The following is an 18,957-nucleotide window of genomic DNA, read 5'->3' as shown; positions in this document are numbered from 1 at the left end:
GATCTGAGCCACAAAATTGACCCGTAGGGCCGGCTTTAGCCGGGAGATCGATAGTGCATCCGCAACATTCCCTGAGGCAGGAACAATGCCCTCCCGGCTAAAGCCAGTCCTACGGATAACATCCCATTCCTCCGTACCCATTTGGTTAACCCCCAACCTTTGTTAGTCTGCCCTCCATTACCGGACCTTTTGGTCCGCCGTTTTCAAGGAGCCTGCATGACTTCCATCAGCACCCCGGCGCCGGTTGTGTCGGGACGAAAGGAACAATTCTCCACCCGTGTAGCTTTTTTCATTGCCGGTTTTGCCATTGCAGCCTGGGCGCCACTGGTTCCGTATGCCAAGGCCCGCGTCGGGCTGGATGAGGGCACATTGGGCTTGTTGTTGCTGTGTCTGGGTGTCGGCTCGATTGTCGCGATGCCCCTTGCCGGTGCACTGGCTGCGCGGATTGGCTGTCGTCGGGTGCTGTTGATTTCCTCGGCGATCATTTGCCTGTGTCTGCCATTGCTGGCCACGGTTTCGCATTTGCCGTCGCTGATTGCTGTGCTGTTCATTTTTGGCGCGGCGATGGGCGCATTGGATTGTGCCGTGAATATTCAGGCGATCATCGTCGAACGTGCCAGCGGCAAAACCATGATGTCCGGCTTTCACGGCCTGTTCAGCCTGGGCGGCATCGCCGGGGCTGCGGGTGTTGCAGGGTTATTGAGCGTGGGCGCGTCGCCTTTGGTCTCGATGTTTGTCGTCGTAGCGGTTTTACTGATCGCGTTGCTCAAGGCCGCACCGCATTTCCTTGATTACGGCAGCGAAACCGATGGCCCGCCGTTTGCCATCCCGAGAGGCGTGGTGTTGTTCCTCGGCCTGCTGTGCTTCACGGTCTTTCTATCTGAAGGGGCGATGCTGGACTGGAGCGCGGTGTTCCTCAGCGAGCTGCGCGGAGTTGAAACTTCTTATGCGGGGCTGGGTTACGCTGTGTTTGCCTTGACCATGACCGCAGGCCGATTGTTCGGTGATGCGGTAGTGCGACGTGTCGGCCCACGGCAAATAGTGATTCTTGGCGGCTTGTGTGCGGCGGTCGGGTTGGCATTGGCCACCCTCGTACCGTCATGGCAAGCGGCACTGCTCGGCTACGCATTGGTGGGGGCGGGCTGCTCGAATATCGTTCCGGTCTGTTACAGCGCGTTGGGTCGACAAAAGAGCATGCCCGAGAACGTCGCCGTTCCGGCGTTGACCACGTTGGGTTATGCCGGGATTCTGATTGGCCCGGCAGCGATTGGCTTCATCGCCCACGCCAGCAGCCTGGAAGTGGCGTTCATGGTTGTCGCCGTGATGCTGGTCGGCGTGGCGATTGGCGGCTCACGGCTCAAGGTCTGACTTAAAGTTTGCGGGCCATGCCGGAAACCCGGATCGAACTGCCTTTCAGTTCAGTAATCTCAGCTCGAATCCGTGAGCGACTGCCCATGTCCTCGCCCTGCACAATGTCGATGTGCCCACCGTGAGGCCATTCAAGATCGCGCAGGTAACCCGCGAATGCGGCCGTTGCAGCGCCAGTGGCGGGGTCTTCGTACACGCCGCCCCAAGCGAACGGATTGCGGGTGTGGAATAGCTGCAGATTTTCCGCATACGCCAGCAATATCGTGACCCATCCGGCACGGGTCATCAGCTCACGCCCGGCCTGTTGGTCATATTCCATGGCGCGAAGTTTTTCCCGACTGTTCAACACCAGCACCAGATGCTGCGCGCCGCCGTTGATCAATGCCGGTGGAATACGCGCGTCCAGATCGTGTTGCGCGTAGCCGAACAGCTCCAATGCTTCGTGCAGCAAGGCATCATCAATGGGCCCGCTGTGAGTGGGCGGTGATTGCAGGGCTGCCGAAATCAAATCGCCCTGAGCATGACCTTCGACGCTGATCTGCGCCTGGTTCAGCGTCAGGTTAAAAACACCGTCGCCATAGTGACCTGCCAACGCAGCACCGAGGGCAATCGTCGCGTGACCGCAGAACGGCACCTCGGCTTCAGGCGAGAAATAACGGACCCGAAATCCCTCGGCGATGGGTGCAGCAAACACGGTTTCGGAAAAGCCAATCTCGGTAGCAATCCGCTGCATCGTCGCCTCATCCGGCAAAAAGTGCCCGAGCCATACACCTGCGGGGTTGCCGCCTTGGTCGCCATCGCTGAATGCAGCCAGTTTAATAACGTTGTCGGTCATGTTGGTAAGAGCCTTTAGTGAAAGCGCCGGTGAGTTTCCTCAAAGCCGGGTGAGTACTCAAACCAATAGTCCTTATGTGAAGCATCTGCAAATTTGATCGATGGATGAACAGCGCACAATCCCTGTAGGAGCTGCCGAAGGCTGCGAAAGCGTTTTACATGACACACCGCTTCGCAGCCTTCGGCAGCTCCTACAGGAATTGTGTTGAATCAGGCGCGGGGTGATGCATGTTGGTCTGCAAGCGCAGATCCCGGTAGGAGCGAATTCATTCGCGAAGGGGCCGGTACATCCGCAGCCTGTGTACCGCTTGAAACAGCGCTTTCCCAAGCACCGCTCCCGCAGAGGAGCGGTATTTCAGCTCAGGCTACGCAGGCACCATCGCGAACCCGACACCGAAGCGGTTCCAGGCATTGATGGTCGCAATCGCCAGGGTGAGGTTGACCACTTCGCTGTCGCTGAAGTGCTCTTGCAAGGCCAGGTGCTGGTCCTGCGAGGTTTGCTGATTGGGCAGCAGGGTCATGGCTTCGACCCAGGCCAGCGCGGCTTTTTCCCGAGGGGTGAAGAACGCGGTTTCGCGCCAGACGCTGACGGTTTGCAGGCGCGATTCTTTTTCCCCGGCGCGGCGGGCGTCGTTGGCGTGTTTGTTGATGCAGAAGGCGCAGCCATTGATTTGCGAGGCGCGCAACCGGACCAGTTCCAGCAGTGAGTTTTCCAGCCCGGATTTACAGACGGCAGCCTCAAGGGCGGCCATGGCGCGGTAGGCTTCAGGGGCGACGGTTGCCCATTGGATGCGTTCGTTCATGCTGGCGTTCTCTTAGGTTGAATGCCCATCGGGCGATGGCGCCAACCTTAACGTCGGGGCCTGGCGGTGTGGATAGCCAATCCCCGGCGTTTCGAAGAGACCAATTACCTCAGTAGGCTTCACCCACGGCCAGAATCGTCGCCACCAATGCCTGGGCGCGGGGCACGAGGGTGTCCAGTTCCAGGTATTCGCGATCGGTATGGACCTTGCCGCCCACCGGGCCGAGGCCGCACAGGGTTGGAATGCCGAGGCTGGCGGTGAAACCGGAATCGGCACAACCACCGGTGAATTCGCCTTCGACGCTGAAGCCCAGTGTTTGCGCTTGCTGCTGATACAGCGCCAGCAAGCGGGTGCTGTGCTGCGCTTCCATGGGCAGGAAGGTCGTAGCCTCTTTGAGCACAGCGCTGGTACCGGGCAATTCTTCTTCGGCGACGATCTTCTGAATCGCTTCGAATATTTGATCCCAGTGTTTGAGCTCGATAAAGCGTACATCCAGTTTCGCCGTGGCACTGGGCGCGACAGTATTGCTGGACGTGCCGCCGGACATCAGACCGACGTTGGTGGTGATGCCCGCCGGATAGTCAGTCAAGGCATGCAGCTTGACGATCTTGCGCGCTAGGGCCTCGATGGCGCTGGCACCGTCGGCATGGTTGACCCCCGAATGCGCGGCGCGGCCGCTGACTTCGATGATCAACGTAGCGCCGCCTTTACGAGCGCTGACTACGTTGCCGCTGGCTCTGCCGGGTTCAGTGTTGAGCACAGCGCGAGCCGCACGCGCGGCGGTTTCGATATGGCCGCGAGCACTGCCGGAACCGATCTCTTCGTCACCGGTGTACAGCACCTGAACCGGATAGGGCAGTAGACCGGCACGTTTCAGCGCTTTGAGGGCAAAGCAGTTGAGAACCAGGCCGCCTTTCATGTCAGCCACACCAGGCCCGTAAGCAAGGGTGGCGTCCCGGCTGTAACCCCGGGTTGTGGTGGTGCCTTTGGGAAATACCGTGTCGCGATGGCCCAGCAGCAAGACCGGCTTGCCCGCTGCGCCGGAGACTTCGGCGAGCATCACATCGCCAAATCCCTCCACCGGCATGCGTTCGAGCAGGATGCCGTCTGCTTCCAGTTCGGCCGCCAGTAGTGCGCCCACGGCATCGACACCCGCCTTGTCGTAGCTGTTGGAATCAGTGTCGACGATGCGTTGCAGCAATGACTCCATCGCCTCGCCCTGGCCCGCGAGCCAGTCCAGCGCCTGTTGTCGAGCGTCGCTCATTTGGCTTGCTCCCGCTGTTGATGCTCCTGCGTCAATCGCGAAGCATCGTCGCCGAGATCCCAGAACAGCCCGGCCATGATTTGCAGGCTCTCTTTCACCACGGGGGCGAGCAAATGTTCGTTGGGCGCATGTTGCGAGCAGGCGGGGTACGAATGCGGCACCCAGAGCGTTGGTAAGCCGAGCACGTCAGCGAAGACGTCGTTGGGCAGCGAGCCGCCAAGGTTAGGCAACAGGGCCGGTTTTTTGCCGGTGGTTTCAGCCAGGGAGTTTAGCGCCCAGCCAACCCACGGGCTTTGCGGGTCAAGACGGGTGGCGTTCATCATGTCGATGCGGCCTTGTTTGACTTTCACCTGAGTGAAACCGTGGGCATCCAGGTGCGCGCGCACCGCCGGGATGAAGGTGTTGTAGTCGCTGTCCACCACAAAGCGGATGTGGCAGTGGGCGTTAGCTTTACCGGGGATCGCATGCACCGGCGCATCGGGGTTGCCAGTCTTGAAGGCGATGACGTCGAGGGTGTTCCAGCCGAAGACTTTCTCGCTCAGGGTCAACTCGGGGTTGCCCCAGTTCGGGTCGATTTCCGGGTCGCCGGGACCGCCACCGACTTCAATATCCGCCAGCGCCAGGCGCACGGCTTCGGGCACTTCCTTGGGCATCAACGCAGGGATTTTCACCCGGCCCTGTTGATCGACCATGCTGGCAATGGCGTTGGCCAGGATGATGCCGGGGTTGGACAGCAGGCCGCCCCAGTTGCCGGAATGGTGTGCGCCTTCACGAAGGTTGACGCTAAGTTCGAAGTTGAACACGCCCCTGGAACCGAGAAAGATCGTCGGGCGCGAAGCCGCCAGACGCGGGCCGTCGGAGGCGATGAACACGTCAGCCTTGAGTTCTTCAGGATGCGCTTCGCAGAACGCGCGCAATCCCGGCGAGCCGTCCTCTTCGCCCATTTCCAGCAGCAGTTTGACGTTGAAACCCAGCTTGCCGTCGCGAGCCTTGAGTGTCTGCTCCAGTGCCGTCAGGTTGATCAAGTGCTGACCCTTGTTGTCCGCGGTGCCGCGACCGTACCAGCGCTCGCCATCGACCTTGACCTCCCACGGCGACAGGCCTTCACGCCACTGTGCGTCATAGCCGTTGACTACATCGCCGTGGCCATAGCTGAGCACCGTCGGCAATGCCGGGTCTTCAATGCGAGTGGCGATCAGCAGTGGGCCGCGCTTGGGCAGCGGGTTGTCGTAGATCTGCACACTGAAGCCCAGTGCTTCGACGTGGGGCGTGATGAATTCCTTGAGGTAGCGATAGAGCTCTGGCAGCTGATCCGGGATCTGGCTTTCAGTGTGCAGAGCGACGCTGCGTTCGAGCAGGGACAGGAATGCGCCGTTGTCGAACTGCTCGGTGGTGTAGCTGATGGCCTGTGAACGACTCATGAGTGGACGAGCTCCAAAGTTTGGGCAGGACTGTCGTGGAGGTGGCAGCGCACTTTGCCGCCGATGATCGAATCATTGGCCGGGTAGGCCGTCTTGCAGGGTGCGAAACAGCTGGGGCAGCGCGGGTGAAACGCGCAACCGGACGGCGGCGACATCGGGTTGGGGAAAGTACCGTGCAGGCCGATGTCGGGTATGCCCAAACGCGCATCGGGCGTGAGCACCGAATCCAGCAGCGCACGGGTGTAAGGGTGGCCGGGTTCAGCGAACAAGGACTCACGGGTGCGTTCTTCGACGATACGCCCCAGATACATCACCGCCACGCGATCAGCCAAGTGTTCGATGACCGCCAGGTTGTGGCTGATCAGCAGGTAGGTCAGGCCGAATTCGCGCTTGAGATCCTGCAGCAGGTTGAGGATCTGCGCCTGCACTGAAACGTCCAGCGCGGAAGTGGGTTCGTCGCAGATCAGCACGTCCGGACGCATGATCAAGGCGCGGGCAATCGCCACCCGCTGACGTTGGCCACCGGACAGCTGGCTCGGGTAGCTGTCGATGACGCGCTTGGGCAGGCCCACCACGTCGAGCATCTCTTCAGTCTTTTTACGGCGCTCGGCAGTGGTGCCGATGCCGTGAACGATCAGCGGCAGGGTGACGATTTCCCGCAGTGTTTTGCGCGGGTTCAGCGACGAATACGGGTCCTGGAAAATCGGCTGGATGTGCCGGGACATTTCCTTGCGATCGGTGGCGGCCAAATGTTTGCCATTGACCAGTACATCACCACTGGTGGGCGGCAGCAGGCCGAGTAGCATCTTCGCCAGGGTGCTTTTACCGCACCCGGATTCGCCCACCAGCCCGAGGGTTTCGCCGCGCATAAGCCGCAGCGATACGCCGTCGACAGCCTTGAGGGTGGCGGGGGCTTTGAAGAAGCCTTTGTTCATGCGGAACTCGCGACGGATGTCGCACAGCTCAAGAGCGATGTCCTTTTTCATGACCGTACACTCTCCATCTGCCGAATCGGCTCCGGACCCGGCGCTGCAAACAGACAGCGAGCCATGTGGCCATCTCGCATTATTTCGGGAATGTTCTGGGCGCAGGCATCAACGGCCTGACCGCAACGGTTACGGAACGCACAGCCTTGTTGTTCACCGACCAGACTGGGCACCAGACCCGGAATTGAACCCAGCGCTTCACCCGGTTTGGTCTTGCCGGGGATCGGGATACTCGCCAGCAAGCCCTTGGTGTAAGGATGCTGCGGGTTTTCGAAGAGTTGCAGGGCGGGAGCGGTTTCGACGATTTCCCCGGCGTACATCACCGCGACACGGTCGGCGATCCGCGCCACCAGACCCAGGTCGTGGGTGATGAAAATCACCGCCAGACCGAATTCTTTCTGAATGTCGCGGATCAGCCGCAGGATTTGCGCCTGAATCGTCACGTCCAGCGCCGTCGTCGGTTCGTCGGCGATGATCAGGTCCGGTTCGCACATCAAGGCCATGGCGATGATCACCCGCTGGCGCAGGCCGCCGGAGAGCTGGTGCGGGTACTGACCGAGCCGTTCGGTGGCGTTGCTGATGCCGACTTTTTCCAGCATTTGCGCGGCGCGGGCCAGAGCGTCTTTGCGTGACACCTTGCGGTGCTGGGTCAGTACTTCACTGAGCTGATCGCCAATGCTGTAGGCCGGGTTCAGCGAGGTCATGGGCTCCTGAAAGATCATCGCCAGTCGGTTGCCGCGCAGGTCGCACATGCGCCGCTCGCTCTGGGTGAGCATGTCGATGCCGTCCAGCGTCAGGCGGGTTGCGGTGCGTTTGGCCTTGCGTGGCAGCAGGTCCATCAGCGCCAGCGACGTCAGGGATTTGCCACAACCGGACTCGCCGACGATGCACAGCATCTCGCCGCGCTCGACTTCAAAGTCCAGGCCGCGCACGGCGTGCAGCATGTCATCCGGCGTCGGGCTGTTGCCCATGGGGATGTCGACGCGCAGGTTTTCAACGTGGAGTAGTGCCATGTTCGTGGCTCCTCTATCAGTTGCGGCCGTCGGGCAGGATCAGGTCGCGCAGACCGTCGCCGACCAGGTTGATGCCCAGCACCAGAATCATCAGGGCGACGCCGGGAATGGCGATGACCCACGGGGAAAAGAACATGTAGGGTTTGCCTTCGGCGATCATCAGCCCCCACGACGGGGTGGGCGGTTGCACGCCGACACCGAGGAACGACAGCGCTGACTCCAGCAGGATCGCGTGGGCCATTTCCAGGGTGGCGACCACGATCAGCGCGCCGACCAGATTGGGCAGGATTTCACTGGCCAGAATGCGCAGGGTCGAGCAGCCCAGTGCCTGGGCCGACGCAACGTATTCAGCATCGCGAATCTGCTGCACCGACGCCCGGACCACCACCGCGAAGCGATCCCACAAAAGGCAGCCGAGCAGCACAATCACGACTTTCAATGACCCGCCCATCAGTGAAGCCGAAGCCAGTGCAACCATCACCACCGGCATCGCCAGGCGCGTAGTAATCAGGTAGCTGATGAAGGCATCGACCTTGCCGCCGTAGTAACCGGCGAGCAGACCCATGACCGTGCCGATGAAACCGGAGATCAGTGCTGCGGCGACGCCGATGAACAGCGAGATACGCGCGCCGTAGAGCAGCCGCGACAGGTAATCACGGCCCAGCTTGTCGGTACCCAGCGGGTATTCCCATGTGCCATTGGCCATCCAGACTGGCGGTTTCATGCGCAGCATCACGTCCTGGACGTAAGGGTCATATGGCGCCAGCCATGGCGCGAACAGCGCGCCGATGAAGATGATCATCAGCAACACCATGCCAATCGCAAAACCGCGATGGCGAAAGCTTTTGCCCAGTACCCGGCTGAGACTGCTGGGGGGCGGCAGGTAGTCGTTGATGGCGAGAGGGGCGGCGGGTGTGCTCATGGGAGCCTCCTGTCTGGTAGCGCCAGACTAACTGGGCTCACTTGTAGTAGGAGCGGCTTTAGCCGCGAGCAGGGCAGGGCATTCAATGCATATTTCTCGTCAGGGAGGCCGCTCTCCCGGCTAAAGCCAGTCCTACGGATTATGCGATGTTGGGACATATTCAAGCCTCCTAGCGCACACGAATGCGCGGGTCGAGCAGTGCGTTGAGCACGTCGGCCAGCAAGGTGAGGATGATGTAGATCACTGCGATCAGCAGGACCACGGCTTGCACCACGGGGAAGTCATCGCGGGCGATGGCGTCCCAGGCGAGTTGCCCGACGCCTTGCAGGGAGAACACGGTTTCGATCACCACCGAGCCGCCAAGCATGAAACCGAACTCCACAGCGGCCAGCGCCACCACCGGAATCAGCGCATTGCGCAACGCGTGCTTGAACAACACCCGCGCCGGGCGCAAGCCCTTGGCGCGGGCGGTGCGGATGTAGTCGGAATTGAGTACATCCAGCATGCCTGCGCGAGTCAGGCGCATGATCGCCGGTGTTGCGTAATAACCCAGCGCAATGGCCGGCATCACGAAGTGCAGGAACGTCGAGTTGCCTGACACCGGTAGCCATTTCAGGGTGACGGCGAACACCACGATCAGCATCAGCGCAAACCAGAAACTCGGCATGGCCTGACCGAGTACGGCGATGCTCAACGCCAGACGGTCAATCCAGGTGTCACGTTTGACCGCAGCCAGAACACCCAGCGGAATGGCCACCACCAACGCAATGCCCAGCGCCATGGCACCCAGACTCAAGGTGATCGGCAAACGGCTGGCGATCAGGTTGTAGACCGATTCCTGAAAGAAAAAAGAATCGCCCAGATCAAGCCGCAGCAAGTCGCCCAGCCAGTTGAAGTACTGGGTTGGCAAAGGCTTGTCCAAACCGTACTGCACGCGGATCTGCTCGATTTGTTCGCTGCTGGCTTCCGGCCCGCCAATGGCAGTGGCCAGGTCACCGGACAGGTGCAGAAGAGAAAAACTGATGATCGACACGGTAATCGCAACGCACACGGCGATGCCCAGACGACGCAGAAGGAACCCAAGCATGGCAAGTTTCCTCGTATCCATTAGCTGAAAAAGTGGAGGTATGCCGTGGCGCGATCACGTAGCGCCACGGCAACGATGGTTGCGGGTTATTTCCAGCTGGACAGCACGAAGCGCGGCAACTCGTCCGGGTACGGCGTGAACTCAAGTTCCGAGGTGTAGGCGTAGTTCATCGAGTAGTTGAACAGCGGCGCCCAGTAGGCCTGCTCGCTGATGCGCTGCAACGCCTTGCGGTAGTTGTCTTTGCGCACTTGCGGGTCGAGGGCGTTGTCAGCGGTTTGCAGCCAGCCCTGGACTTGCGGGTCCTTGATGTTGTCGTCCGGGTTGCCTTTGAACCACGTACCGGCTGAAGCGGAGGTATCGAGGATCGAGAACGAACCCCAGGCCTGGAACGACATCGGCACTTTGCCGCCACGTTGCTGATCGCGCAAGGCAGCGTACTTCAGGTAGCGCAGCTTGGCGTTGATGCCCACAGCACGCAGGTTACCGATGATGGCTTCAACGTAATCACGGTCGCGGTAGGCGAAAATTTCTGTCTCGAAACCGTTCGGGTAACCGGCTTCCGCAAGCAGCGCCTTGGCCTTGGCCGGGTCATAGTTGTAGACCGTCGCTGCGGTGGTATCGCAACCGAATTGCCCTGGGTAGCACGCCACCTGCAGCGGTTTGGCTTCACCGCCCACCAGTTGCGAAGCCAGCCCGTCACGGTTGATGGCGTGGTTGATCGCCTGACGCACCTTGAGGTTCTTCATCGGCGAGTTTTCGCTGGAAGTGCCGCGAGCATCGAGAATCAGGAAACCGATACGCATGGTCTCGCCGCTGGTCACGGTCAGGTTCGGCATGCCTTTGAGGTTCTCCGACTGATCCGGTGCCACGCGCCACACCCAGTCGACACCGCCGGTCATCAGCTCCGCCAGACGAGTTTCGGCGTCCGGGATCACCCGGAATTTGATGTGGCCGATGTGCGGCAGGCCCTGGGGGCTGTCTTTGAAGTAGTCCTTGTTGATGTCCATGGTCACGCCTTCACCCGCTACAACCGACACGGCTTTGTACGGGCCGGTGCCAATCGGTTTGCGGCTGAATTCAGCCATGCCGACTTTCTCGAAATAGTTTTTCGGAAACATCGGGACGGCGTTGGACAGGTATTCGAGGGCGGGCGGGAAAGGTTTTTTCAGGTGGAGACGGACGCTGTAGTCACCGGTTTTTTCGGCGCTCTTGATCCAGTCGACGTTTTGCACAGTAACGACTTTGGCTTCGGGCGACACGACGTAGTTGAGGGTGAACACCACGTCGTCGGCGGTGAATGGGTCGCCGTTGTGAAATTTGACGCCTTTGCGCAGTTCGAAATCGATGGTGGTGTCGTCAACCTGTTTCCAGCTGTTGGCCAGCATGGGTTTGTATTCGCCGCTTTTGGGATCGCGGTACACCAGGTTGTCCCAGATCAGCCGACCGAGAATCACGCCTTCGCGCAGGTCGTTGTGATAAGGGCTGATGTTTTCAGGTTCGCTGTCGGAAGCGTAAACCAGTGTGTCGTTGGCTTTACCGGCGTGGGCCGGGAAGCTGCTGATGGAGCCCAGCAGCGCAATACTGAAAGCGAAACCTTTGATGCCCATGCCGTCGTCTCCGTTGGCGAGAGTGGTTGAATCAAAGGGCAGCTGTTCGCAAATGCGGAAAGGAAATCAGGCAATGTTCTTTTTGGTGTGGACACGAATGTAGGCGATGGTTTACCAATGCCACAAGCACAATCTTTCGATACTTGCTTTGCCGAAAAGGCAATACATGGAGGTACTGATGCAGTTGTATGGCGTGCAATCCACAGCCCTACGCTATTTCCTTGAAGTGGCGCGTTGCGGTTCCATCAGCGAAGCGTCCATGCGCCTGAACGTCGCAGCCTCTGCGGTGAGTCGGCAGATCACCAAGCTTGAACTCGCCTTGGACGCCACGCTGTTCGAGCGCCGCGCCCGAGGCATGGTGCTCAGTGAGGCAGGCACGCGACTCGCGGCGTATGCGCGCAAATCGCAACTGGAAGCCGAGCAGGTGGTGTTGGAGATTACCGAACTGCACGGCCTGCAACGCGGGCACGTACACATCGCCTGTTCGGAAGGCTTTGCGCTGGATTACATGCCCCACAGCATCGCTGCATTTCGGCGCGAGTATCAGGGCATTCACTTCACGCTGGAGGTGTGCGCACCGGCTGAAGCCACAGAGAAAGTGCGTTCCGGCGAGGCTGATCTGGCGCTGACGTTCAGCCTGACGCCGCAAAAGGAAATCTGCGTCGAGCACGTGATGAGCGGGGCGATTTTTGCGGTAGTTGCCAACTCCCATCCCCTGGCCGAACGCGACGCTGTCAGTCTTGCCGAACTGCAGCCTTACCCGATTGCACTACCCAGACCTGACACGACCTTGCGACAACTGTTCGATATCTGCTGCGGGGTGCAGGGCCTGATGTTCGAGCCGGTGCTGACCAGCAATTACATCGGCGCGCTGTACAGCTTTGTGCGTGAGGAGGGCGGTATCAGCCTTTCCAGTGAGATGACCCTGCACAAGCAGGTGGTGGGCAAAGAATTGCGGTGCCTGCCGATTCTCGACGAAGGCATGCAGGCACGGCGAATCGAGATGCAAAGCATGGCCGGTCGTAACCTGCCGGCTGCCGTGTCTGCCTTCAGGGATTTTCTGATCGCCGAGTTGGCGAAAACCGCTGGCGATCAGGCTGGCGGCGCTGGATTACACGTTCCCGAAGAGCGTCGTATGCCCAGTTGAAGATCAGGGTGTACGGCAAGAACAGCAACAGCAGACCGATATCCAGCAAAAAGGCTTCCAGCAGGCTGATCGACAGCCACCACGCTGCTAACGGCACGATCACCAGAATCAGGCCGCTCTCGAAACCCAACGCATGCAACATGCGGGTCCCGAATGACAGCTTGAAGCCCCATTTGCGGCGCAGGCCATCGAACATGGCATTGAACAGCATGTTCCAGAGCATGGCCACGGTGGAGATCATGACGGTCATCGCGCCCATTTTCGCCAGCGAATGACCCATGGCCCAGGCGAGCAGGGGCGCAAACAGCAGCACGCCGATGATTTCGAAAAGAAGCGCGTGGAAGGCGCGTTCCTTGATGGATTTGGTTGGCATAGAGTTGGCCTCTCGAAGCGAATACGAATTCCAGATAAACGCCCATTTCCGTAGGACCGGCTTTAGCCGGGAGGGCGTTTTCACATTCACACATTTCCTTCGTCTGGAATGCCGCTCTCCCGGCTAAAGCCAGTCCTACGGGGCAGCGTGTTTTTTGTGCCGTGGCGTGGTGTCAGTGAGTACGGCTCTTGCGATGACGTGCATTGTCATCGGCCCCTGCGTTAAAGTGAAAATCGTTTCCATCGGTAAAACCGATACGAGGTTCAGATGAGTTATTCCCCGGAAGCCCTGGAAGCTTTTGCCCAGACGGTCGCACTGGGTTCTTTCAGCGCAGCGGCGCGGCGTTTGGGCAAGAGTCAGTCGACGATCAGTGAGGCCATCGCCCGTCTGGAAATCGACTTGGGTCTTGAGCTGTTCGATCGCTCTTCAAAACATCCGGCCCTGACCGAAGCAGGCAGGGCCATGCTCGGACGTATCGAAGATGTGTTGTCCGCCTCCGACAAACTGCGCCGCGCTGCCGGACGTCTGGCCGACGGCATGGAGCCGCGCCTGACGCTGGTGCTGTCCGACGCCAATCAGTTTGCCGATTTCGAAATCCGCATGGCTGAGCTCGACCAGCGCTTCCCCGAGCTGGAGCTGGAGTGTGTGTTTGCCGAGCACGGTGACGCCATTAGCCTGATTCAATCAGGGCGCGCGTCTCTTGGACTGCTATCGGCACAGGCCAGCTATCCGCCTGAAGTCGGTTACGCGACGATTGCCGAGCGTGCCGACTTCGGCTTGTTCGTGGCGCACAAGCATCCCTTGGCTCAGCAGGCGCAGGTCGACTATCAGCATCTGGCCCAGTACCGGGCGTTGCGCTTGAACACGTTGGTGGACCAAAGCGTCCCCACCGATGACTTGCCCATCAGCGGCCATCGTCCATGGTCGGCACCCAACTATTTGTTGCTGATGGACATGGCTGCATTCGGCTTCGGTTGGGCGGCGCTGCCGCGCTGGCTGGTGTCGGGCTATGCCAGCGGCAAGCTCAAGGAGCTCGACGTGCCGGGTTGGCCACGCAGTTCTGCGGTGGACATCATCTGGTCACGACAACGCAGCCTCGGGCCAGCGGGCGCCTGGTTACTGGAAACGTTCACCCGGCATCGCGGCGAGTGATCAGCTAGGATGACGCTCCATTCGCTGACCGAACGCTGAATATGGCTGCCGTAGAAATTGTTTCTGTAGAACCTCAAGACATCCCCTCCGTCGTGGATTTTGTCCTGCAAGCCCGTGCGGAAATCTTCCCGAAGCTCGACCTGGCAGGCATGCCCGCAGATCTGGCGCAGTTTGCTCAGGTCTACAGCGAGGAGGGCGGTGGCCGGTTTCTGATTGCCCGGAGCCACGGGGAAATAGTCGCTGCAATTGGCTACTTGCCGTATGACGGTCGATTCCCGCAGTTGGATTACGGGCAGCGCAAGGTGATGGAAATCGTTCGGTTGTTTGTGATCCCGGAGTTTCGTCGTTCAGGGCTGGCGACCACGATCTTCCTTGCCCTCAAGGCGCGTGCCGTTGAACAGGGTGTGGATGTGCTTTACCTGCACACCCATCCGTTTTTACCGGGGGCGATTGGCTTCTGGGAGCGGCAGGGTTTCCGGGTCGTGGACGTGGAAAGCGATCCGGTGTGGCAGACGACGCATATGGAGTGCGGGTTGGTTTAGGAACCTGCGCCCGTAGGACCGGCTTTAGCCGGGAGGACATTATTCCTGATCAGAGAATGCAGTGAAGGTACTGGCCCCCTCCCGGCTAAAGCCAGTCCTACGGTGGTACGCGCTTGACAGGGGCACTCGGCTCACGACCGAAACCGCAATATCCGCGTGCCGTCGTACGGATCTGTCAGGTAGTGCGCTTCTACACCAAACGTCTCACGTAGCAATTCGCAGGTCAGCACCTCGGACGGTTCACCGATGGCGATCAGTGCGCCTTTGTCCATCACGGCCAGCCGGTCGCAGGCCAGTGCCTGATTCAGGTCGTGGAGGGCGATCAGGGTGGTGACTGACAGCGACCTGACCAGTCCCAGAATGCTCAACTGATGCTGGATATCCAGGTGGTTGGTGGGTTCATCCAGTAACAGGATCTGCGGTCGTTGAGCCAGGGCGCGGGCGATGTGGACGCGTTGTCGTTCGCCCCCTGACAGACTGTGCCAGGCGCGCCTGGGTTTGTCGGCCATGTCGACATCAAGCAAGGCCTGCCGAACAATGCCATCGTCTGCGGCTGACCAGGGTTCCAGGGCGGAAAGCCATGGCGTGCGGCCCAGTTCCACAGCGTCCAGCACCGTAATCGCGTCCGAGGTTTCCGCTTGCTGCTCCACCACCGCAATCATCTGTGCGACATCGCGGCGCTTCATTTCGGCAAGGGCGACGCCATTGAGGTGGATCTTGCCACTGGCCGGAGTTCGAATGCCGGACAGCAACTTCAGCAGGCTGGATTTGCCTGAGCCGTTGGGACCGATCAAACCCAAAGTTTCACCGCGCCGTAACTGCAACGCGACGTCTCTAACAATGGGTACGCCCTTGATTGACCAGTTCAGGCCTGAGCACGTCAACACGTTGCCGTCGGTGTGGTGCGCTGGCTGTTTCAGAGTGCTCATCGGCCCCCCTTGGCTTTGATCAGGATCACAGCGAACACCGGTGCGCCGATCAGCGCAGTAATCACCCCGACGGGCAATACCTGGCCCTTGATCGCCGTGCGGGACAGCACATCGGCGGTGATCAGAAACACCGCGCCGGCCAGGGCGCTGACCGGAATCAAACGACCGTGACGCACGCCGACCAGCAAGCGCGCGGCATGGGGCACGACCAGACCGACAAAACCAATGGAGCCCACCAGCGAGACCATTACCGCCGTGACCAGCGCAACCGTCGCGATCAAGATCACTTGAACCCGCCTTACCGGAATACCCAGGGCGGCGGCAGAATCGCTGCCGAACATGAACGCATCCAGCGAACGCCGATGCCACAGGCAGACCGCCAGACCGATCAACACCACGGGCACGGCCAGCGTGACCGATTGCCAGCGCACGCCGCTGAGGTTGCCCAATAGCCAGAACATGATGCCGCGCGCCTGTTCGGAGTTGGCCGATTTGGTGATCAGGAAAGAGGTCAGGGCGTTGAACAGTTGCGAACCGGCGATGCCCGCGAGAATGATCTGCCCGCTGCCACTGACCGCGCCGGTACTGCGAGCGAGCAGGGCGACCAGCACAAAGGCGGCCATGGCCCCGGCAAAGGCTCCGGCTGACAAGGAGATGGCGCCTGCGCCAACGCCGATGATCGCAACCAGCACTGCGCCGGTCGAGGCCCCGGCAGAAATGCCCAGCAAGTAAGGATCGGCCAGTGGGTTGCGCAGCAGTGATTGAAGAACCACGCCTGAGATGGCCAGGCCCGCACCACAGGCCGCAGCGACCAGGGCGCGGGTCAGGCGGTAATTCCAGACGATGCCTTCATCGATAGGGTCCAGCACGAAACCGGCGCCCCATAGTTTGTTGGCCAGCACCTGAAACACCAGTGACAGGCTGATTGGCGTTTCACCGATCGCAATGCCCGCCACAATCGCCACCAGCAACACAGCCAGCACCCAGGCACCGTGCAGGCAAATCTTGCGCAACAAGCGACCGGCGAACTGAGCTGTCATGGGTGCAGATCGAATTTGTCGATGGCGTCCGCCAGTTCATCGATGCCGTCGAATGTGCGAATCGTCGCTTCCATGGCTTGTGCATCGAGAATCACGATCCGGTTGTGCTTCACCGCGTCCATGTTTTTGGTGACCGGGTCGGTCTTGAGGAATTCCAGTTTTTTCTGGAAGTCATCGGCCGGGAAGCGGCGGCGGTCCATGCGCGCCAGCACCAGAATGGTCGGGTTGGCCTTGGCGATGGTTTCCCAGCCAACCGTCGGCCATTCCTCATCGGACTGCACGATGTTGCGGATGCCCAGGGTGTCCATCATGAACGCCGGAATGCCTTTGCGTCCGGCGACATAAGGGTCGACGTTCAGGTCGGCGCTGGAAAACCAGAACACTGCCGAGGCGTCTTTCAGGTGTTTGTCTTTGACGCTGGCCTGAGCCTTGGCAAGGCGTGCCTGCAGGTCGGCGTTCAACTCGGCACCGCGGGCCTGGACGTCAAAGATTTGTGCCAGTTGCGTGACGGTCTTGTACAGGCTGTCAATCGAGAACGGACGCAGGCGCGTGCCGTCCGCTCCTACCAGATTGTCCTTGCCTTCGCAGTCCGACGGCATGAGGTAGGTGGGGATTTTCATTTCGTTGAATTGCTGCCGGGTGCCGACCACGCCTTGGGGACCCACCATCCATTCGAATTGTACTGCGACCAGTTCCGGACGCTTGTTGATCACCGCTTCGAAGCTGGGATCGTTATCGGCCAGACGCGGGATTTTGTCGTTGAGGTCCTTGAACCGGGGCAGCACGTTGTTGAACCACAGTGAGGTGCCGACCACTTTGTCGCCCAGCCCGAGGGAGTAAAGGATTTCAGTGGCCGACTGGCCGATGGTCACCGCTTTGCCGGGTGCCTTGGTGAAGGTCAGCGGCACGCCGCAGTTCTCGAGGGTCAGCGGGTAGGTTGTCGGTGTGGCGGAGGTTTGTGGGGCAGGATTGGCCGCCAGCGTCAGCGCAGAAAAACCCAGACCGGCAAGCAGCACAGCAAAACGAGGCAAACACATGAAAAACGATCTCCATTCGAACGGTTATCCGTACGATGGTGTTCTGGCTGGATACACATCACGACGTGCTGCTGGAATAGGTCCGGCAGGGTCAATCAGTCACCGCTATTTCGCCGTGCTGACGGATGTACTCCCCGGACACCCCGCCGGTGGGTCAGTTGCCAGAAAGCGCGACCGCTTGACGGGTTGTCCCGCAACGGCGATGCAGCTTCCTGATGTCGGCAGGTCTCCTGACTGACGCTTCATCGCCGTGCTCGGGCCTTCCCGGAATGACCCAGTGGCATCGATGGAGCAGGGCTCAGCGCCTACAGTTGCGGGGGCAGTTCCGGTTGACGACCCTCAGGTCATCACGGATTCCCTATTAATCCCGTTTGGAAACCGACGGGCGGCATGGTAATGGATATGTTTAAAAGAGTGGGGATTTTTCCTGTATCAGCCGTTGGCAGACAGTTTTTTATCGTACGTTTCGCTTGCTCGGCGCATGATGCAAGCCTTTAATGGCCGGGTGTTAACACCGTCCGGCGGTGAACCTTATCGACCGATAGCCGGTCGATAGTCCGTCCAACCAGGTTTACACTGGTCCGCTTCACCTTTTGGAGACATTTTCCTGTGATATCGACTCAACGAGTGGCCTGGCTTAAAGCCTGGGGTGCCCACGGTTTTACCGCCACCGGCGTGGTCATCGCATTTCTGGCGACCATTGCCCTGTTCGATGATCAGGCCAAAGCCTGCCTGTTGTGGCTAGGCCTGGCGCTGGCGGTAGACGGCGTCGATGGCTCGCTGGCACGCAAATTCAACGTGCAATCCGTGTTGCCGGGCTTTGACGGTTCGGTACTGGACCTGGTCATTGATTACCTGACGTATGTGTTTATTCCTGCGTTGTTCATTTATAGCTACATTCCGTTGCCGCCTTATACGCTGTTACTGAGCACGGCGATCATTCTGGTGTCGTCGCTGTTCTGTTTCTGCAATCTGGAAATGAAGAGCAAGGACAATTACTTTCAGGGCTTCCCTGCGGCCTGGAACGTGGTGGCGCTGTGTCTGTACATCATTCAGCCGACACCCTGGGTGACCTTCCTGACGATTATCGGTCTGGCATTGCTGACCGTGACCAGAATGAAGTTTCTGCACCCATTCAGAGTGCGTCGTTTCATGCCGCTGAACATCCTGGTCACTACGATCTGGTTGATCACCAGTGCGTTGCTGATCATCAACCACCCGCATAACGGGCCAGTGGTCATGGGCATATGGTTCACCATGTCGGCGTACTTTATCGGCATCTGCCTGTGGCGCACGTCGCTGGAATATTGGGGTAAGTGGCGGGCTTGACGGGCTAGACGTGAGACCGGCTTTGGCCGGGAGGGCAGTATTTAAAGCGACTGTATGCAGTCCTTGCCTGCCTGTTCCCGGCTAAAGCCGGTCCCACGGCGTG

18 protein-coding genes and 1 riboswitch are annotated in these 18,957 nt (G+C 59.9%); of the genes, 5 read left to right on the top strand and 13 right to left on the bottom strand.

The genetic code is table 11. From position 1 onward, the window contains the following. Positions 1-216 precede the first annotated feature (216 nt). A complete protein-coding gene (locus AO242_RS00215; protein ID WP_099267232.1) occupies positions 217-1,368 on the top strand; it encodes an MFS transporter in 1,152 nt (383 codons plus the stop codon). A gap of 1 nt (position 1,369) precedes the next feature. Here AO242_RS00215 and AO242_RS00210 read toward each other — a convergent pair whose 3' ends face one another. From AO242_RS00210 to AO242_RS00170, 9 genes are all read right to left on the bottom strand, one after another. Beyond that, on the bottom strand, positions 1,370-2,203 hold the full coding sequence (locus tag AO242_RS00210) for a PhzF family phenazine biosynthesis protein (RefSeq protein ID WP_099267231.1): 834 nt from the start codon (positions 2,201-2,203) through the stop codon (positions 1,370-1,372). A 364-nt stretch (positions 2,204-2,567) separates the two neighbouring features. Then, positions 2,568-3,005 (bottom strand): carboxymuconolactone decarboxylase family protein, encoded by a 438-nt coding sequence (locus AO242_RS00205; protein WP_099267230.1) that lies wholly within the window; start codon positions 3,003-3,005, stop codon positions 2,568-2,570. 109 nt (positions 3,006-3,114) lie between these two features. Continuing rightward, positions 3,115-4,269, bottom strand: a complete 1,155-nt coding sequence (locus tag AO242_RS00200) for a M20 family metallopeptidase (RefSeq protein ID WP_099267229.1) — start codon at positions 4,267-4,269, stop codon at positions 3,115-3,117. Beyond that, positions 4,266-5,690: a M20 family metallopeptidase gene (locus AO242_RS00195; protein ID WP_099267228.1), complete on the bottom strand. Its 1,425-nt coding sequence runs from the start codon at positions 5,688-5,690 to the stop codon at positions 4,266-4,268. Before AO242_RS00195 ends, AO242_RS00200 begins: the two co-directional genes overlap by 4 nt. After that, positions 5,687-6,676 (bottom strand): ABC transporter ATP-binding protein, encoded by a 990-nt coding sequence (locus tag AO242_RS00190; RefSeq protein ID WP_099267227.1) that lies wholly within the window; start codon positions 6,674-6,676, stop codon positions 5,687-5,689. Before AO242_RS00190 ends, AO242_RS00195 begins: the two co-directional genes overlap by 4 nt. Further along, complete coding sequence (locus AO242_RS00185) at positions 6,673-7,689, bottom strand: ABC transporter ATP-binding protein (RefSeq protein ID WP_099267226.1); 1,017 nt, start codon at positions 7,687-7,689, stop codon at positions 6,673-6,675. The genes AO242_RS00190 and AO242_RS00185 overlap by 4 nt, the downstream gene beginning before the upstream one ends. 16 nt (positions 7,690-7,705) lie before the next feature. Continuing rightward, on the bottom strand, positions 7,706-8,611 hold the full coding sequence (locus AO242_RS00180; protein ID WP_099267225.1) for an ABC transporter permease: 906 nt from the start codon (positions 8,609-8,611) through the stop codon (positions 7,706-7,708). A 169-nt stretch (positions 8,612-8,780) separates the two neighbouring features. Further along, positions 8,781-9,698 (bottom strand): ABC transporter permease, encoded by a 918-nt coding sequence (locus AO242_RS00175; protein WP_027902510.1) that lies wholly within the window; start codon positions 9,696-9,698, stop codon positions 8,781-8,783. Between the two features lie 86 nt (positions 9,699-9,784). Continuing rightward, the gene (locus AO242_RS00170; RefSeq protein ID WP_099267224.1) at positions 9,785-11,305 is read right to left on the bottom strand and encodes an ABC transporter substrate-binding protein; all 1,521 of its coding nucleotides are present in this window, start codon (positions 11,303-11,305) and stop codon (positions 9,785-9,787) included. Positions 11,306-11,483: 178 nt separating this feature from the next. On the opposite strand from AO242_RS00170, the gene AO242_RS00165 reads away from it, so the two are divergent. Further along, positions 11,484-12,452: a LysR substrate-binding domain-containing protein gene (locus AO242_RS00165; RefSeq protein ID WP_099267223.1), complete on the top strand. Its 969-nt coding sequence runs from the start codon at positions 11,484-11,486 to the stop codon at positions 12,450-12,452. Here AO242_RS00165 and AO242_RS00160 read toward each other — a convergent pair. Beyond that, on the bottom strand, positions 12,355-12,825 hold the full coding sequence (locus AO242_RS00160) for a multidrug/biocide efflux PACE transporter (RefSeq protein ID WP_099267222.1): 471 nt from the start codon (positions 12,823-12,825) through the stop codon (positions 12,355-12,357). The genes AO242_RS00165 and AO242_RS00160 overlap by 98 nt on opposite strands. A 267-nt stretch (positions 12,826-13,092) precedes the next feature. Between AO242_RS00160 and AO242_RS00155 the strand changes: the two genes are divergently transcribed. Together AO242_RS00155 and AO242_RS00150 are read left to right on the top strand one after the other, a co-directional pair. After that, positions 13,093-13,977: a LysR family transcriptional regulator gene (locus tag AO242_RS00155; RefSeq protein ID WP_099267221.1), complete on the top strand. Its 885-nt coding sequence runs from the start codon at positions 13,093-13,095 to the stop codon at positions 13,975-13,977. A gap of 41 nt (positions 13,978-14,018) precedes the next feature. Then, the gene (locus AO242_RS00150) at positions 14,019-14,519 is read left to right on the top strand and encodes a GNAT family N-acetyltransferase (protein ID WP_099267220.1); all 501 of its coding nucleotides are present in this window, start codon (positions 14,019-14,021) and stop codon (positions 14,517-14,519) included. A 131-nt stretch (positions 14,520-14,650) separates the two neighbouring features. On the opposite strand, the gene AO242_RS00145 is transcribed toward AO242_RS00150, so the two are convergent. From AO242_RS00145 to AO242_RS00135, 3 genes are read right to left on the bottom strand one after another with little or no spacing between them, the layout of a single operon-like run. After that, entirely contained in the window at positions 14,651-15,448 is a 798-nt protein-coding gene (locus AO242_RS00145) for an ABC transporter ATP-binding protein (RefSeq protein WP_099267219.1), read from the bottom strand. Further along, positions 15,445-16,488 carry a FecCD family ABC transporter permease gene (locus tag AO242_RS00140; protein WP_049826706.1) on the bottom strand — a complete coding sequence of 348 codons (1,044 nt, stop codon included), beginning with the start codon at positions 16,486-16,488 and terminating at the stop codon, positions 15,445-15,447. The genes AO242_RS00145 and AO242_RS00140 overlap by 4 nt, the downstream gene beginning before the upstream one ends. Further along, entirely contained in the window at positions 16,485-17,525 is a 1,041-nt protein-coding gene (locus AO242_RS00135) for an ABC transporter substrate-binding protein (protein ID WP_099267218.1), read from the bottom strand. The genes AO242_RS00140 and AO242_RS00135 overlap by 4 nt, the downstream gene beginning before the upstream one ends. Before the next feature lie 203 nt (positions 17,526-17,728). Beyond that, a riboswitch (cobalamin riboswitch) is annotated at positions 17,729-17,923 on the bottom strand. Between the two features lie 211 nt (positions 17,924-18,134). On the opposite strand from AO242_RS00135, the gene pcsA reads away from it, so the two are divergent. Continuing rightward, positions 18,135-18,854 (top strand): phosphatidylcholine synthase, encoded by a 720-nt coding sequence (gene pcsA, locus AO242_RS00130; protein ID WP_027898053.1) that lies wholly within the window; start codon positions 18,135-18,137, stop codon positions 18,852-18,854. The last annotated feature ends 103 nt before the right edge of the window (positions 18,855-18,957 follow it).

Source organism: Pseudomonas sp. ICMP 561 (assembly GCF_002699985.1).
Lineage (GTDB): Bacteria > Pseudomonadota > Gammaproteobacteria > Pseudomonadales > Pseudomonadaceae > Aquipseudomonas > Aquipseudomonas quasicaspiana.
This window is presented reverse-complemented; position numbering and strand designations above follow the sequence as displayed.